At 60.8% G+C, this 15,718-nt stretch carries 16 protein-coding genes and 1 pseudogene; 9 read left to right on the forward strand and 8 right to left on the reverse strand.

Translation table 11 applies throughout. The features are described 5' to 3' along the window. The first annotated feature begins 164 nt into the window (after positions 1–164). Both ACD590_RS02605 and ACD590_RS02610 read left to right on the forward strand, forming a co-directional pair. The gene (locus ACD590_RS02605) at positions 165–794 is read left to right on the forward strand and encodes a DNA-3-methyladenine glycosylase I (protein ID WP_112906015.1); all 630 of its coding nucleotides are present in this window, start codon (positions 165–167) and stop codon (positions 792–794) included. Continuing rightward, positions 791–1,294: a hypothetical protein gene (locus ACD590_RS02610; RefSeq protein ID WP_018244958.1), complete on the forward strand. Its 504-nt coding sequence runs from the start codon at positions 791–793 to the stop codon at positions 1,292–1,294. Before ACD590_RS02605 ends, ACD590_RS02610 begins: the two co-directional genes overlap by 4 nt. 29 nt (positions 1,295–1,323) lie before the next feature. Here ACD590_RS02610 and ACD590_RS02615 read toward each other — a convergent pair whose 3' ends face one another. Further along, on the reverse strand, positions 1,324–2,028 hold the full coding sequence (locus tag ACD590_RS02615) for an HAD family hydrolase (RefSeq protein WP_018244959.1): 705 nt from the start codon (positions 2,026–2,028) through the stop codon (positions 1,324–1,326). Positions 2,029–2,378: 350 nt separating this feature from the next. Here ACD590_RS02615 and ACD590_RS02620 point away from each other — a divergent pair, with 350 nt between their 5' ends. Beyond that, complete coding sequence (locus ACD590_RS02620; RefSeq protein WP_439002087.1) at positions 2,379–3,428, forward strand: aldo/keto reductase; 1,050 nt, start codon at positions 2,379–2,381, stop codon at positions 3,426–3,428. 66 nt (positions 3,429–3,494) lie between these two features. On the opposite strand, the gene copM is transcribed toward ACD590_RS02620, so the two are convergent. From copM to ACD590_RS02635, 3 genes and pseudogenes are all read right to left on the reverse strand, one after another. Further along, positions 3,495–3,854, reverse strand: coding sequence for a CopM family metallochaperone (gene copM / locus ACD590_RS02625; protein ID WP_018244961.1), 360 nt, complete (start codon positions 3,852–3,854; stop codon positions 3,495–3,497). A gap of 75 nt (positions 3,855–3,929) precedes the next feature. Then, positions 3,930–4,297, reverse strand: a pseudogene (locus ACD590_RS02630) (hypothetical protein). A gap of 168 nt (positions 4,298–4,465) precedes the next feature. Then, the gene (locus ACD590_RS02635; protein WP_439002088.1) at positions 4,466–5,224 is read right to left on the reverse strand and encodes a hypothetical protein; all 759 of its coding nucleotides are present in this window, start codon (positions 5,222–5,224) and stop codon (positions 4,466–4,468) included. A gap of 130 nt (positions 5,225–5,354) precedes the next feature. Here ACD590_RS02635 and hisS point away from each other — a divergent pair, with 130 nt between their 5' ends. Genes hisS through hisG form a run of 3 tightly spaced genes read left to right on the forward strand, consistent with a single transcriptional unit; the run spans position 5,355 to position 8,734 of the window. After that, the gene (gene hisS / locus ACD590_RS02640) at positions 5,355–6,878 is read left to right on the forward strand and encodes a histidine--tRNA ligase (RefSeq protein WP_018244964.1); all 1,524 of its coding nucleotides are present in this window, start codon (positions 5,355–5,357) and stop codon (positions 6,876–6,878) included. Positions 6,879–6,920: 42 nt separating this feature from the next. Next, on the forward strand, positions 6,921–8,042 hold the full coding sequence (locus ACD590_RS02645) for an ATP phosphoribosyltransferase regulatory subunit (RefSeq protein ID WP_018244965.1): 1,122 nt from the start codon (positions 6,921–6,923) through the stop codon (positions 8,040–8,042). Continuing rightward, positions 8,039–8,734 carry an ATP phosphoribosyltransferase gene (gene hisG / locus ACD590_RS02650; RefSeq protein WP_112906022.1) on the forward strand — a complete coding sequence of 232 codons (696 nt, stop codon included), beginning with the start codon at positions 8,039–8,041 and terminating at the stop codon, positions 8,732–8,734. Before ACD590_RS02645 ends, hisG begins: the two co-directional genes overlap by 4 nt. Before the next feature lie 82 nt (positions 8,735–8,816). On the opposite strand, the gene ACD590_RS02655 is transcribed toward hisG, so the two are convergent. Continuing rightward, a complete protein-coding gene (locus tag ACD590_RS02655; protein ID WP_439002089.1) occupies positions 8,817–9,230 on the reverse strand; it encodes a DoxX family protein in 414 nt (137 codons plus the stop codon). Positions 9,231–9,422: 192 nt separating this feature from the next. Between ACD590_RS02655 and ACD590_RS02660 the strand changes: the two genes are divergently transcribed. Beyond that, positions 9,423–10,133 (forward strand): glutathione binding-like protein, encoded by a 711-nt coding sequence (locus ACD590_RS02660; RefSeq protein ID WP_439002090.1) that lies wholly within the window; start codon positions 9,423–9,425, stop codon positions 10,131–10,133. Between the two features lie 142 nt (positions 10,134–10,275). Here ACD590_RS02660 and ACD590_RS02665 read toward each other — a convergent pair whose 3' ends face one another. The 3 genes from ACD590_RS02665 to groES all read right to left on the reverse strand — a co-directional run bounded on the left by ACD590_RS02665 (position 10,276) and on the right by groES (position 13,494). Beyond that, positions 10,276–10,752, reverse strand: a complete 477-nt coding sequence (locus ACD590_RS02665) for a hypothetical protein (RefSeq protein ID WP_026188633.1) — start codon at positions 10,750–10,752, stop codon at positions 10,276–10,278. 732 nt (positions 10,753–11,484) lie between these two features. Further along, positions 11,485–13,125, reverse strand: coding sequence for a chaperonin GroEL (gene groL / locus ACD590_RS02670; protein WP_018244970.1), 1,641 nt, complete (start codon positions 13,123–13,125; stop codon positions 11,485–11,487). Positions 13,126–13,197: 72 nt separating this feature from the next. Next, positions 13,198–13,494 (reverse strand): co-chaperone GroES, encoded by a 297-nt coding sequence (groES, locus tag ACD590_RS02675; RefSeq protein WP_003545797.1) that lies wholly within the window; start codon positions 13,492–13,494, stop codon positions 13,198–13,200. A 364-nt stretch (positions 13,495–13,858) separates the two neighbouring features. On the opposite strand from groES, the gene ACD590_RS02680 reads away from it, so the two are divergent. Together ACD590_RS02680 and ACD590_RS02685 are read left to right on the forward strand one after the other, a co-directional pair. Further along, positions 13,859–14,707, forward strand: a complete 849-nt coding sequence (locus ACD590_RS02680) for a TIGR01459 family HAD-type hydrolase (protein ID WP_439002091.1) — start codon at positions 13,859–13,861, stop codon at positions 14,705–14,707. 14 nt (positions 14,708–14,721) lie between these two features. After that, on the forward strand, positions 14,722–15,705 hold the full coding sequence (locus ACD590_RS02685; protein WP_026188634.1) for a bifunctional riboflavin kinase/FAD synthetase: 984 nt from the start codon (positions 14,722–14,724) through the stop codon (positions 15,703–15,705). Positions 15,706–15,718: the final 13 nt, after the last annotated feature.

Genomic DNA, 15,718 nt, shown 5'->3' on the forward strand with positions numbered 1-15,718 from the left:
CCACCCAATCCGCCAGCGAATGGTAAAGATCGATTCACGAAAAGCCGACCGTTGGGATAAACTTTTCGTCAGGGTTACCGTTCGGTTTGGAAAGACGGTTTGCAAATGGTAAAGCCGGAATCAATGACCGGAGAACGAAGCGGACCGCCGCAGAATGAAGGATCATGAGCGCGACAGGCATCATCATCGGCGAGGACGGCAGGAGCCGCTGCCACTGGCACGCCAATCTGCCCGATTATCTCCGGTATCATGACGAGGAATGGGGCCGCCCTGTCACCGATGACATCCGCCTCTTCGAGAAGATCTGCCTCGAAGGTTTCCAGTCCGGCCTTTCCTGGCTGACGATCCTGCGCAAGCGGGAGAATTTCCGCGCCGCCTTCGCAGGTTTCGATTTCCACAAGGTCGCCCTCTTCGGCGAAGGGGATGTCGCTCGCTGCCTTGCCGATGCCGGCATCATCCGCCATCGCGGCAAGATCGTCTCGACCATCAACAATGCCAAGCGTGCGATCGAGCTTAGGGACGAATTCGGCTCGCTCGCCCATTATTTCTGGCGCTACGAACCCGGCCACAACGAGCGGCCGGCAGTGGTCGACCGTGATCACATCGTCGCCAATCCGACGACGCCGACATCCGTGGTCATTTCGAAGGATCTGAAGAAACGCGGCTGGACCTTTGTCGGCCCGACCACAGTTTATGCTTTCATGCAGGCGATGGGTCTCGTCAACGATCATCTGGAAGGTTGCTTCTGCCGGCCCGAGGTCGAGGCGATGCGCACCGCTCTGGTCCGCCCATGAAAGATCTATCCGTGAGAACAATTATCGCCGCCGCTGCCCTTTTCCTCCTGACGGTCTCCGCCATGGCGCAGACGCCGCAGCTCGATCCCGGCGAGAAGCTGGAGAAGCTGCAGTTCCCGGCCGTCACCATGCAGTTGAAGGGCTGGACGAAGTTCGGCAATAGCCATGTCTATACGCTGCCGGTGCGCGCCGGCCAGCATATGAAGATCAGTTTTTCCAGTAAGAGCAAATTTGCCTTCCTGGCGATTTTCGACCTGTCGAAACCGGATGACGAGGCCTTCTTCGGCACCGACGAGGACGGCATGAGCTTCGAGACAACGGTCAAGGAGAACGCCACCTGGCTGCTGCGCCCCTATTATTCCAAGGTCTCGCCGCGCCGTGGCCTCGGCGCTCCCTTCAGCATCCTGATCGAGCCGTTGGCGGCTGCCCCGCAGCAGCCGAAACCGGCCGCCGAGCCGGAGCGCCCGTCGCTGTTTCCAAAGGCGCCAGCCAAGCAGTGAGCCAAGAGCTACAAGCGCAGCTTGGCAGCTTATGAGAGCCGGTCGATCAGGTCGCGCAATTCGCCGAGGTGGTCGATCTTGCGGAAACGCGGCGCCTCTTTCGGCTCGTCCACATGTTCCAGCACCCAGGTCAGTTCGTGCGGCACGAAAACGCCGTAGCTGCCGGCGGCAATTGCCGGCACGATGTCCGATTTCAGCGAATTGCCGACCATCATCGCCCGCTCCGGCCCGTCGCCGACCTTGGCGAAGATGCGGCGATAGGTGACGGCCGTCTTATCGGAGACGATCTCGATGGCGTCGAAGAAGTCGCCGAGCCCGGATTGCGCAAGCTTGCGCTCCTGATCGAAGAGATCGCCCTTGGTGATCATCACGAGCAGGTATTTGCCGGCAAGCGCTTCCAGCGTGTCGCGCACATGCGGCATGGTTTCGACGGGATGAGAGAGGAGCTCGCGGCCGGTATCGAGGATCTTGGCGATCACGCCGGCCGGAATCTTGCCCTCGGTGATTTCGATCGCCGTCTCGATCATCGACAGCGTGAAACCCTTTATGCCGAAGCCGTAGTGGCGAAGGTTCCGTTTCTCGGCTTCCAGCAGCCGTTCGGAAATCTTCGGTCCTTCGGCGAAATCGGCAAGAAGCCCGGTGAAATGCGCTTCCGTCAGTCGGTAATATTGTTCGTTCTGCCAGAGTGTATCATCGGCATCGAAGCCGATCGTGGTCAATGGTCGCGTCGCCATATGCGCACCCTAGAGCATGATGCCGAAAAGTGTGAGCGGTTTTCGGACGACATCATGCTCTCACTATTTAACTTAGAACAGGATTCAGATTTTAGGCCGACCCGGCCTAAAATCATCCTGTTCTGGAAATATGGCCGGCAATCTATCGGATGCCTGTGTCGAGACAAGGGCATCCGCCTTTACAGCGCCGCGCGTCGGCGTTGAAAAGCGCCGCCGCCGCACTACATGAAAATCGCCTCACCTTGCAGCCAGCCACGGCTGTGCCTGTCATATGCAGGCCAATAATCAAAAAATGAAGTTCAGCAGTTCGCAAGCCCCTCTTGCGGCAGACACAAAGGAATTTTTCGACCATGCGTTACAATCAACTCGGAAATACGGGACTTTTCGTCTCGGAAATCTGCCTGGGCACGATGACCTTCGGCGAAGCCAAACAAGGCAGTATGTGGGGCGCCATCGCCGACGTCGACCAGAATGCCGCCGACCGGATCGTCGAGCGCTCGCTTGCATCAGGCGTCAATTTCATCGACACGGCCGACGTCTATTCATCCGGCGAGTCCGAAAGGCTGCTCGGCCAGGCGCTGAAGAACCTCGACATCCCCCGCAAGGACGTCGTCATCGCCACCAAGGTCTACGGCGTCATGGGCGACAAGCCGAACGACCGCGGTGCCTCGCGCGGCCACATCATGGATTCCGTCGAGGCGAGCCTCAAGCGCCTGCAGACGGATCATATCGACCTCTATCAGATCCACGCGACCGATACGGTGACGCCGATCGAGGAGACGCTGCGCGCTCTTGACGATCTCGTTTCCCGCGGTCTCGTGCGCTATATCGGCGTCTCCAACTGGCAGGCCTGGCGCATTTCCAAGGCGCTCGGCCTCTCCGAACGCCGCGGCTTTGCCCGTTTTGAAACCGTGCAGGCCTATTACTCCATCGCCGGCCGCGATCTCGAACGCGACATCGTGCCGATGATGCAGGAGGAAAAGCTCGGCCTGATGGTCTGGTCGCCGCTCGCCGGCGGTCTGCTCTCCGGCAAATACGGTCCCGGCGCGCCCGGCAACGGCGAAGGCCGCCGCGCCAGTTTCGATTTCCCGCCCGTCGACAAGGACAAGGCCTGGGCCTGCGTCGCCGTCATGCGCGAAGTCGCCGAAAAGCATAGCGTCAGCGTCGCCACTGTGGCGCTCGCCTATATCCTCGCCAAGCCCTTCGTCACCACAGTCATCATCGGCGCCAAGCGGGTCGATCAGCTTGACCAGAACCTTGCCGCCGTCAAGCTGAAGCTCGATGAAGACGATATGAAGAAGCTCGACGAGGTGAGCGCGCTTGCGCCCGAGTATCCGGGCTGGATGCTGGCGCGACAGGGCGCCGGCCGCCGCCCGGCTGATTTCGAGCCGAAGGACTGACCTCGCCAACATAAGTCCTGGGGAACGCCGGACATTTCCGGCGTTCCCCTTTTTATCAACGATCGATTATTTGCCGTGGGCTTTGAGCCAGGCGTTCATCTCGGCGATCTCGGCTTCCTGCGCCTTGATGACGGCTTCGGCGAGCTTGCGGATATCGGGATCTTTTCCATATTGCAGCTCGATCCTGGCCATATCGATCGCGCCCTGATGGTGCGGGATCATGCCGCGGACGAAATCCGCATCGGCATCGCCGCTATACTCGATCATCATATCCTTGTGCATCTTGGCGTTGGCCTCGCTGAAGGCGTGGCTTGCCGCATCGTGGTTGCCCATCGGCTTGCTCATATCCATCGGTTTGTCTTCGGCAAGGACAGGAGCGGCAATGATGGCGAGCATTGCGGTGAGGGCGATGATTTTCAAAGACATGAGAGTTCCTTCCTCTGTCTGACAATAGGTTTGCCGGGCAGCTGGGCCACCCGATTGGCATGGATTGCTGTGGTGTCAGGACAGTCGGGGAGGCGGCGACTGCGGTGTCGGTTTGTTGTCATCGAGGGCGCGGGCAGGCGCCGGGGCGGGATAGCCGAAGATGGACTTCCCGCTGGCCATGACCATCACCGCCGGTGGCAGCAGCAGACAGGCGGCGCAAAGCGGCATATGCGCGGAATTACCGGTGGCGCAAGGGTCTTTCAACGGATCGGCCTTATCAGCCGCCCCAGGCATATTATGCCTGATATCTCATGGTGCATACTGCCGGTTTCGACGGCAACCGGTGCGTTCATCGACGCACATGTCGGACAGCCCGCCCATGCGGACATGGCGCTGTAGACCAGCCAGCCGAGAAACATCGTGATGAGGGCGAGCATGCGCATGCTGTTTTATAGGCGAAGGCCGGATGCAAGCCAAGCCGACCGGCGATCACATCCTGATCACTACAGCGCTGCGCGTCTTTTCCGACGCGCAAAGGACGCTGTAACACTTTCAATCCTCGCATCGTGCTTTCCGAAAATCGATTCCGATTTTTCGGAAAGCACGATGCGCTAGGCGGCTATGACCTTGTGCTCGATCCGGTAATCCTTGCTCTCTTCGCCGAGCGGCGCCACCGGCCATGTCCAGCTAGCTTTTGCCGGTGGCGGCAAAACGCCATGCAGCAGGTCGGCCTCCTCATGTGTCTTGCCGTTGCGGTCGATAACGGCATAGGCGATATCGGTCACCAGGCAACTGCGGCAGGAAAGCCCGGAAAGCCCGGCCAGATGTGCCGCGATCAGCCTTTCCACCGTGTCTTCAGGCATTCGCCCGGCGTCAGCTTCATGGCGCCGTTTCACACCGCGACCGATCTGTGACAAGAGGTTGGCAGAAACCACCAGATCGAGATAGGGCACAGCGCGCAGGAAGCCGAGCGGTTCGGGCTCGCGGCCGGCGGCAAGTTCATCGTAGCCGGAGAGATCGCGCTCGATCAGCCGGACATTGCGATAGCCCTTGGCCGACAGCCACAGGCGCACCGAGGCGAGATGAACGAGATCGACCAGCACGACGGTGTCGAAATCTCGCGCCAGCACCCCGATCGGTACATCGCGCAACAGGCCGGAACCGAGCACGACGGCGGTCCGCTTCTGCCTGAGATCGGCGCTCGCCGCCAGGATCGCCTTCCGGCTCATCTCCTCATGTTCGGCCCAATCCCCGGCGCAGCGCCCGGCGCGCGACCAAAGATTGACGGAATAGCGGATGAACTTTCGATGCGGCTTGCCGGTCAGCGGCAAGGTCGCGGCATAGAGAAGCGCCTCAGTGATCATGAGCATATCCGCATTTCTGATGGATGCCTCTTCGTTCAATCGATTCTCGCAGCCACATCAAGACCCTTCGCCCTTGCCGCTCCCCGCCCAATCCGCTAGGAAACCGCCACTGTCACAGTCAGTGGAATTCCCGGAAATGAACGACAAGCAGAAGAAACCACAAAAGCTCAAGGCCCGCCTGCCGCGCGGCTTCGTCGACCGGACGGCCGGCGATATCCGCGCCGTCAACGAGATGACGGCAAAGATCAGGGAAGTCTATGAGCATTATGGTTTCGATCCGCTCGAAACGCCGCTGTTCGAATATACCGATGCGCTCGGCAAGTTCCTGCCTGACAGCGACCGGCCGAACGAGGGCGTCTTTTCGCTGCAGGACGATGACGAACAATGGATGTCGCTGCGTTACGACCTGACGGCGCCGCTCGCACGTCATGTCGCCGAGAATTTCAACGAGATCCAGTTGCCCTACCGCACCTATCGCGCCGGTTACGTCTTCCGCAACGAGAAGCCAGGCCCCGGCCGCTTCCGTCAGTTCATGCAGTTCGATGCCGATACCGTCGGCGCGCCCGGCGTCCAGGCCGATGCCGAAATGTGCATGATGATGGCCGATACGCTGGAAGCCCTCGGCATCAAACGTGGCGACTATGTCATCCGCGTCAACAACCGCAAGGTCCTGGATGGCGTGCTCGAGGCCATCGGTCTCGGCGGCGACGACAAGGCCGGCCAGCGGCTGAACGTGCTGCGCGCCATCGACAAGCTCGACAAGTTCGGCCCGGAGGGCGTGGCATTGCTGCTCGGCCCCGGCCGCAAGGATGAATCCGGCGACTTCACCAAGGGCGCCGGGCTTAACCAGGAGCAGATCGACAAGGTGCTGTTCTTCGTCGGCATCAAGGACTATGCCGAAAGTGCCGCCCGCCTCGCCGAGCTCGTTGCCGGAACCTCCAGGGGTGGCGAAGGCGTCGAGGAGCTGAATTTCATCGGGGCTCTCGTCGCGAGCGCCGGCTATGGCCCTGACCGCATCAAGATCGACCCCTCCGTCGTCCGCGGCCTCGAATATTATACCGGCCCGGTCTATGAGGCCGAACTGAGCTTCGACGTCACCAATGAAAAGGGCGAAAAGGTCGTCTTCGGTTCGGTCGGCGGCGGCGGTCGTTATGATGGCCTCGTCTCGCGCTTCATGGGTCAGCCGGTTCCGGCGACCGGCTTTTCGATCGGCGTCTCCAGGCTGATGACGGCGCTGAAGAACCTCGGCAAGCTCGGCGCCAGTGAGGTCATCGAGCCGGTGCTGGTGACCGTCATGGACGGCGATGTCGAGGCGATGGGGCGCTATCAGAAGATGACGCAGGAACTGCGCGCCGCCGGCATTCGCGCCGAGATGTTCCAGGGCAACTGGAAGAAGTTCGGCAACCAGCTGAAATATGCCGATCGCCGCGGCTGCCCTGTCGCCATCATCCAGGGCGGCGACGAGCGCGCCGAAGGCGTCGTGCAGATCAAGGATCTGATCGAAGGCAAGCGGCTCTCCGGCGAGATCGAAGACAATGCCAGCTGGCGCGAAGCGCGCGTGGCGCAGGAGACGGCGCCGGAAGCCGACCTCGTCGCCAAGGTGAAGGAGATCCTTGCTGCGCAGGCCGAGGATCGAAAGAGGGCGGGCGGCAATGTCTGAGGCATTTCCGACACGCTCTTTGCCTATCGTTCGGAGGCCCGCATGCCTCTGATCAACCTCCCCGAATTCTCCAACGACCTGCTTGCCGAATTTGTCGCGCGCAATGCCGAGCGCATCGACACGCCTGTCATTCAGCCGGCCGAACCTTTCCTTGATATCGCCGGCGAGGATCTGCGCCGCCGCATCTTCATGACCGAGAGCGAAACCGGCGCCAGCCTCTGCCTGCGTCCCGAATTCACCATCCCCGTCTGTCTGCGCCACATCGAGACGGCGACCGGCACGCCGAAGCGTTATGCCTATCTCGGCGAGGTTTTCCGCCAGCGCCGCGACGGCGCCAACGAATTCTATCAGGCCGGCATTGAGGATCTCGGCGATATCGACCTGTCAAACGCCGACGCCCGCGCCATCGGCGATGCCACCGGCATTCTCGCCCGTCTGCTGCCGGGCCGCCGCCTGGCGGTGACGCTGGGCGACCAGGCGGTGTTCGAGGCGGTCGTCCAGGCGCTCGGCCTGCCGCTCGGCTGGCAGAAGCGGCTGATCCACGCCTTCGGCAATATGACCCAGCTGGAAGCGCTGCTTGCCAGCCTCGTCAGCCCGCAATTCGTCACCGGGCTGGACGACGATATCGCCAGGCTTGTCGCATCGGGCGACGAGCAGGCGCTGGTCGCCCATCTCGAACGGGAGATGCAGAAGACTGGCTATTCGACGAATGCCGGCCGTTCGGCCCTGGAGATTGCCCGACGGCTCAAGGAAAAGCTCATCCTCTCCGAAACGCGCCTCGACGACGCGGCCTTCCACGTGCTGGAAGAGTTCCTGTCGCTTGACGTGCCGCTCGTCAATGCGTCCGCGGCCCTTGCCGGTTTCGCCGATGCTGCCGGGCTGAAACTCGGCAACGCCCTCGCGCGCTTCAATGGCCGGGTCGCAGCACTTTCCAATGCCGGCGTCGATCTTTCCTGCCTCGACTATCGCGCCGCCTTCGGACGGCCGCTCGATTATTACACCGGCCTCGTCTTCGAGGTGACGGTGGAAGGCTCGACCGCGGTTCTGGCCGGCGGCGGCCGCTTCGATCGGCTCCTGACTTTCCTCGGCGCAACGGACCGCATTCCGGCCGTCGGCTTCTCCTTCTGGCTCGACCGTATCGAAACCGAAAGGGCAGCCGCATGACCATCACCATCGCGCTTCCCTCCAAGGGCCGGATGAAGGAGGACGCTTCGGCGATCTTCGAACGTGCCGGCATGACGATCTCGGCGGTTGGCAACGATCGCTCCTACCGCGGCCGCGTCGAAGGCTGGGATGATGTGGAGATCGCCTTCCTCTCGGCTTCCGAAATCTCCCGTGAAATCGGCAACGGCACCGTCGATTTCGGTGTCACCGGCGAGGATCTGATGCGGGAAGGTTTTGCCGAGGTCGACAAGCGGGTCGAATTCTGCGCCCGGCTCGGCTTCGGCCATGCCGATGTCGTCGTTGCCGTGCCGGAGATCTGGCTGGATGTCGACACCATGGCCGATCTCGTCGATGTCGCCGCCGATTTCCGCGCCCGCCACTCCAGGCGCCTTGCCATCGCCACCAAATACTGGCGGCTGACCCAGCAGTTCTTTTCGAGCCAGCACGGCATTCAGCTTTATCGCATCGTCGAAAGCCTGGGCGCCACCGAGGGCGCTCCCGCGTCCGGATCGGCCGATATCATCGTCGATATCACCTCCACCGGCTCGACGCTGCGCGCCAACCACCTAAAGGTGCTCCAGGACGGCGTCATCCTGCATTCGCAGGCCTGCCTCGTGCGCGCCCGCAAGGAAAGTCATGCCAGTGAACCGGCTGTGCAGGCAATCATCGAGGCAGTGCGCGACGCCCTCTAGCTAGTGCCATTCGAAAAGCATGCAAAAACCCGCCGTCGGATGACGGCGGGTTCTGTATGTCAGGGGAGTATGTCTGCTGGTGTTACGCAGCCGCATAGGCGCCGCGGCGGGCGTCGAGCGAGTAGGCGCCGGCACCGACGGTGGCGAGTAGTATGTACGCGCCGGCCAGCGTGATATTCTTCATGACCATGATCTGGTTGAGAATGTTCACGAGTTCCGTGCCACTCGCGTAGGGCAGGTGGAAGGCAATGCCCGTGAAGACACAGAAGGCGGCGAGCAGCCAGCCGGCAATGCGGACCTGGAAGCCTGTGAGAACCGCAAGGCCGGCCACCAGTTCGAAAAGGCCTGCGACATAGGCCAGCAGGGTTGCTGCCGGTAGGCCGGCACCGGCGATCATGCCCGCAGTACCGGCAGGATCGGTGAGCTTCATGAAGCCGGAAAGAATGAACATGAAAGACAGAAGAATGCGGGCAATCAGGATGATGACGTTGGACATGGATGTTGTCTCCGTTTGAAGGACTCTGGAGATCTGGGTGCCCCGGCACCGGATGGACCTCGGATGTCACCTATGTCGCCTTTTTCTTGCTTTATGGAAAGATAAACGGAAGCGGACAGTTCGTTCAATAATATGGAACGATGATCGGCCATCGCTTGCCTTTGTGGGTCGGCTGATAACACGGAGGCTCCGATGGCAGATCTTTCCGCATTTCCGATCACGACGCGCTGGCCGGCTAGAAATTCCGATATCATCCAGCTCTATTCCCTGCAGACGCCGAATGGGGTGAAGGTCTCCGTCGCCCTCGAAGAGCTCGCTCTCGCCTATGAGCCGCATTATATTTCCTTCGCCGCCAACGAGCAGAAGTCGCCGGAATTCGAATCTCTCAATCCGAACGGCCGCATTCCGGCGATCATCGATCCAAACGGTCCCGACGGGAAGCCGATCGGTCTTTTCGAATCCGGCGCCATCCTGCTTTATCTCGCGGAAAAAACCGGCAAGCTCATCCCTGCTGATGCTGCCGGTCGCTACGAAACCATCCAGTGGGTGTTTTTCCAGATGGCGGGTATCGGCCCGATGTTCGGCCAGTTCGGACATTTCTACAAATTCGCTGCCGACAAGGTCGCCAACAACGCCTACCCGGTGGAGCGCTATCGCGATGAATCCAAACGCTTGCTCGGCGTGCTCGAGGGCCGGCTGAAGGGTCGTCAGTGGATCATGGGCGATCAGTATACGATCGCCGACATCACCACCTTCACCTGGGTTCGCGGCGCCGATATCTTCTATGGCGGTCGCGAGGTGCTCGAATATGCGAAATTCCCCGCCGTCTCGGATTGGCTGGAGCGCTGCATCGCCCGTCCGGCCAGTGCCAGGGGCCTCAACATCCCGGTCAAGCCGGAGTAACCAACAGATCGCTGGAAAGTAGAAAGGCCGCTCTCGAAGACGTCGGGAGCGGCCGTTGATTTTGCTCTTCCGGCCTATCGCCAACTCCGGCACAACTCCTTAGATCGGAACCGATTTAAGGAGTTGTGCAGCAATTTGCGGGCTACAGCGACTTTTGCGCATCTGAAAAGACGCGCGGCGCTGTCGTGATCTGGCTTGCCCCTTCCAGCTTGAAGCGTGGAAAGATGAAGACGCCAACCATGCTGCCGCTGTATTTCTGCTCAAGCCCGTTCGACTCGCCCATGCAGAACAGCGGCTGGCGGAAGCCGTTCGGCATGATGATCGTCGTCGAAAAACAGAAGGAGGAGCAGAGCGTCGCCGCCTGCTCAAACAGCTCCAATATGTGGCTGCGCTCCTTGGCGTCGTAGCAGCGGATCAGGCTTAAGAGTCCGCATTCCTGTGCGGCAAGGCCGTGCAGCATCGCGCTCCATTCGCCGAGACGGAGCATCCCGCTCGAAAAATCTCCAGTCCAGGCTTCGGAAACGGAAAACTGCGCCAACATCTCGTGATTTTGATTGGCGTCATCAAGCGAGCCGGGCGTCAAGGGTGCGGCTGCATTGGCTCTGGCGATCTTAAACAAGGCGTTCCCCAGTTCGGATGCGGCTCTTCCGCCGCACGCTCGGCAAACACAAAGAAACAGGATCACGCAGCAGCGGGCATGATGCCCGCGCTTACCTCCGGCGATGATTGCCACGGCCATCTGGCCTCCGTAACCGGAGCCCTTCGAAGCCGAACGTTCACGCATCGCCTTCCGCGCTCCGGTCTCGTCTATTGGCGAAAAATTATCGCCGGGCGCGCTTTAATTGCAGCGCGGATTTATAGGGGCTTTTGGACAAACGGCAACGGCTTTTTAAGGGGTATTCGGATTCGCATCCTTTCACGGGATGTCTGCATTTGCGCGCGATTTCGCGAGAAACAGCATCGGAAGATCATCCTTGAGGGTTTTGGAAGCGTTTTCACTCCGCGTCAGGCCGGAAATCTTGCCGCAACACTGTGTTCTCTCGCATGTTGGCAAGCTGAGAAAGACGCGGGCAGCGCAAGCCTGGCGCAAGCTTCGCGCCGCGGAGTCGGCAATAGGAGCCAGGCAAACGTTTCATCGCTATGCCAATTGGGCCGGGCGTCGAATCGCTTTGGACAAAAGAAAGGGCGACCCGAGGGCCGCCCTTCCTGTTCCGGATACCGGAATGGTGGTCAGTGATGGCTTTCGCCGATCACATCATGTCCATACCGCCAGTTCAGCGCGCTTGACGCGCTGAACCATCTTAGATGATGGGCGGTTTCATGAACGATGCTGTGAAAGGCCGTTGGCCTATCACATCATGTCCATACCGCCCATGCCGCCCATGCCGCCCGGCATGCCAGCAGGGGCATCCTTCTTCGGCAGTTCGGCGATCATGGCTTCGGTGGTGATCAGCAGCGATGCGACAGAAGCAGCGTTCTGCAGCGCCGTGCGAACGACCTTGAGCGGGTCGACGATACCCATGGCGATCATGTCGCCATATTCGGATGTCTGGGCGTTGTAGCCGAAGTTGTCTTCGTTCTTGTCGAGGACCTTGCCGACAACGATCGAGGCTTCGTCGCCTGCGTTTTCAGCGATCTGACGAACGAGCGACTGCAGGGCGCGGCGAACGATGTTGATGCCGGCTTCCTGGTCGTCGTTTGCACCCTTGACGGTGATCTTCGTGGAGGAGCGGAGCAGAGCGATACCGCCGCCGGGGACGATGCCTTCCTGAACAGCAGCGCGGGTCGCGTTGAGCGCGTCGTCGATGCGGTCCTTCTTTTCCTTCACTTCAACTTCCGTCGAGCCGCCGACGCGGATGACGGCAACGCCGCCAGCGAGCTTGGCAAGACGTTCCTGCAGCTTCTCGCGGTCGTAGTCGGAGGTGGTTTCTTCGATCTGAGCCTTGATCTGGGCAACACGGCCTTCGATGTCGGTCTTGGCGCCCGAACCGTCGACGATCGTGGTGTTTTCCTTGGAGATCGAAACCTTCTTGGCACGGCCGAGCATGTCGAGCGTGACGGATTCGAGCTTGATGCCGAGATCTTCAGAGATGACAGTGCCGCCCGTCAGGATGGCGATGTCTTCGAGCATGGCCTTGCGGCGGTCGCCGAAGCCAGGCGCCTTGACGGCAGCGATCTTGAGGCCACCGCGCAGCTTGTTGACGACGAGCGTTGCGAGGGCTTCGCCTTCGACGTCTTCAGCGACGATAAGGAGCGGCTTGCCGGTCTGGACGACAGCTTCCAGAACCGGGAGCATCGACTGCAGGTTCGAGAGCTTCTTCTCGTGAAGGAGAATGAAGACATCTTCGAGGTCTGCGATCATCTTTTCCGGGTTGGTCACGAAGTAGGGGCTGAGGTAGCCGCGGTCGAACTGCATGCCTTCGACGACTTCGAGTTCGGTTTCGGCGGTCTTGGCTTCTTCAACCGTGATGACGCCTTCGTTGCCGACCTTCTGCATGGCTTCAGCAATGTCGAGACCGACCTGCTTGTCGCCATTGGCCGAAATCGTGCCGACCTGTGCAACTTCTTCCGAGGTGGAGATCTTCTTGGCCTTGGCCTGGAGATCCTTCACGACGTCAGCAACAGCAAGATCGATGCCGCGCTTCAGGTCCATCGGGTTCATGCCGGCGGCAACGGCCTTGTTGCCTTCGCGAACGATCGCCTGGGCAAGAACGGTTGCAGTCGTGGTGCCGTCGCCGGCGATGTCGTTGGTCTTCGAAGCAACTTCGCGGACCATCTGGGCGCCCATGTTTTCGAACTTGTCTTCGAGTTCGATTTCCTTGGCGACCGAAACGCCGTCCTTGGTGATGCGCGGAGCGCCGAAGGACTTGTCGATGATGACGTTACGGCCCTTCGGGCCGAGCGTGACCTTCACTGCATCGGCGAGAATGTCGACGCCACGCAGCATCTTTTCGCGCGCGGTGCGGCCAAACTTGATTTCTTTAGATGCCATATTCTTAACTCCTGAATTCGAGTTGTTCGGGCAAAGAGCCCGTCAGCCATTTCGGGAAAGCAGGTCGGCCGATCAGCCGATGATGCCCATAATGTCGGCTTCCTTCATGATCAGAAGGTCTTCGCCGTCGATCTTGACTTCGGTGCCGGACCACTTGCCGAACAGGATGCGGTCGCCAGCCTTGACGTCGAGTGCGACAACCTTGCCGGACTCATCGCGCGCGCCGGAGCCGACGGCGACGATTTCGCCTTCCTGCGGCTTTTCCTTGGCGGTATCGGGAATGATGATGCCACCCTTGGTCTTGGCTTCGGACTCAACGCGGCGAACAACGACGCGGTCGTGAAGGGGGCGGAAGTTGGTGCTTGCCATTGTCTAATCCCTCGATCGAATGACATTCGCGGACCGGAGTGGCCCACATGGATAGGTGTTAGCACTCCCTTGCGGTGAGTGCTAGCGACGAGCATTTAGGGATGGCTCCGAAAGGAGTCAATGAGAGCAATCACGAATTTTTGCGCCGGAATTGTGAAGAGGCCGGAGAATAGTCGGAGATTGCGGCCGAAACCCGGCGCAGCCGTACCCCTCCGCCTCGGGATGGGATCGTCAAGCTTTGCCCATCCACTCCCGCCGATCGCCGGTCGAAATCTTCCCATTGGCCGGCAGCAAAGAAAATGCCTTGCCATCGCCCTGCGCCTTTGCAATGTCACCGATGACGGAAGCAAATCGGGAAATCGGAATGGCGAAGCGGATAGAAAACTTCTCGGAGATAACAAGTCACTATGATGTGGTGCTCTGCGATGTCTGGGGCGTCGTTCACAACGGCGTCGATCCGTTCCCGAAGGCGGCGGCAGCACTCGAAGCGGCACGCGAGAGTGGTCTTACCGTCGTCCTCATCACCAATTCGCCGCGTCTTTCCTGGCAGGTGGTCGAGCAGCTGCGCCAGATCGGCGTTCCCGACAGCGCCTATGACAAGATCGTCACCTCGGGCGACGTCACGCGCCGGCTGATCTCCGAAGGGCCGAAGACGGTCTTTCTGCTCGGCCCGGAGCGCGACAAGGCGCTTCTCGAAGGCATTGGCGTCGAGCGCCGGCCGGCGGGCGAAGCGCAATCGCTGGTCTGTACCGGCTTTTTCGACGACGAGACCGAGAAGCCGGAGGATTACACCGACATGCTTCTCGACTTCAAAGCCCGCGACGTGCCGATGATCTGCGCCAATCCTGACCTCATCGTCGAGCGCGGCCATCGCATCATCCCCTGCGCCGGCGCCATGGCAGCCTATTACGAACAGCTCGGCGGCAGCACCCGCATCGCCGGCAAGCCGCACCGGCCGATCTACGAGGCGACGCTGGCCGCTGCCCGCGAGCTTCGCGGCGATTTCCCCGTCGACCGAGTGCTGGCGATCGGCGACGGCATGCCGACCGATGTGCGCGGTGCCTTGAATTATGGCCTCGACCTTCTTTACATCAGCGGCGGTATCCACGCTAGGGAATACACCCTCAACGGCGAAACCGACGAGGCGATCCTCAACGCCTATCTCGAACGGGAAAAAGCCGCGCCGAAGTGGTGGATGCCACGCCTTGCATGAAGAGAAGCCAGCCGATGACCGTCTTCCACCGCAATGAAACCCGGGAACCCTTGCCCGCCCATCTGAAGGGCGGCGTCATTGCCATCGGTAATTTCGACGGCGTGCACCGCGGCCATCAATCGGTGCTGAGCCGCGCGCTCGAAATCTCCAAGGCGCGCGGTATCCCCGCTTTGGTGCTGACCTTCGAGCCGCATCCGCGCACGGTCTTTCGGCCGCAGGCGCCGGTCTTCCGCCTGACGCCCGCGCCGCTGAAGGCCCGCATCCTGGAAACGCTGGGTTTCAGCGCCGTCATCGAGTATCCCTTCGACTACGAATTCTCGCAGCGCTCGGCCGATGATTTCATCCATTCGATCCTGAAGGATTGGCTCGGCGCCTCCGAAGTCGTCACCGGCTTCGATTTCCATTTCGGCCGCGGCCGCGAGGGCGGTCCCGCCTTCCTGATGAATGCCGGCCATAGCTACGGCTTCGGCGTCACGTTGATCGATGCCTTCCGCGACGAAAACGCCGATGTCGTCTCTTCAAGCCATATCCGCGCCCTCCTGAAGGAGGGCAGCGTCAGCGAAGTCGCCGGCATGCTGGGCTACCGCTACACGGTGGAAGCCGAGGTGATCGACGGCGAAAAGCTCGGCCGTCAGCTCGGTTTCCCGACGGCCAACATGCGCCTTCCGCCGGAGGTCGATCTTGCTGCCGGCATCTATGCCGTCCGCTTCCGCCGTCAGGACGGCACGCTCCACGATGCCGTCGCAAGCTACGGCCGCCGGCCGACGGTGACGGAAAACGGCGCACCGCTGCTCGAAACCTATCTTTTCGATTTCAGCGGCGATCTCTACGGCCAGCTCTGCTCAGTCTCCTTCTTCGGCTATATTAGACCCGAGCTGAAATTCGACGGCCTCGATCCGCTCGTCGCCCAGATCAAACGCGATGAGGAAGAGGCGAGGGCGCTGCTTGCGGGTGTTACGCCGCTCAGTGCGCTTGATGGGAAACTGTGCTTTTCCTAAGGTCGCCTTGAGT

This window comes from Rhizobium sp. 862_C5_N1_2 (assembly GCF_051811205.1).
GTDB lineage: Bacteria > Pseudomonadota > Alphaproteobacteria > Rhizobiales > Rhizobiaceae > Rhizobium > Rhizobium leguminosarum.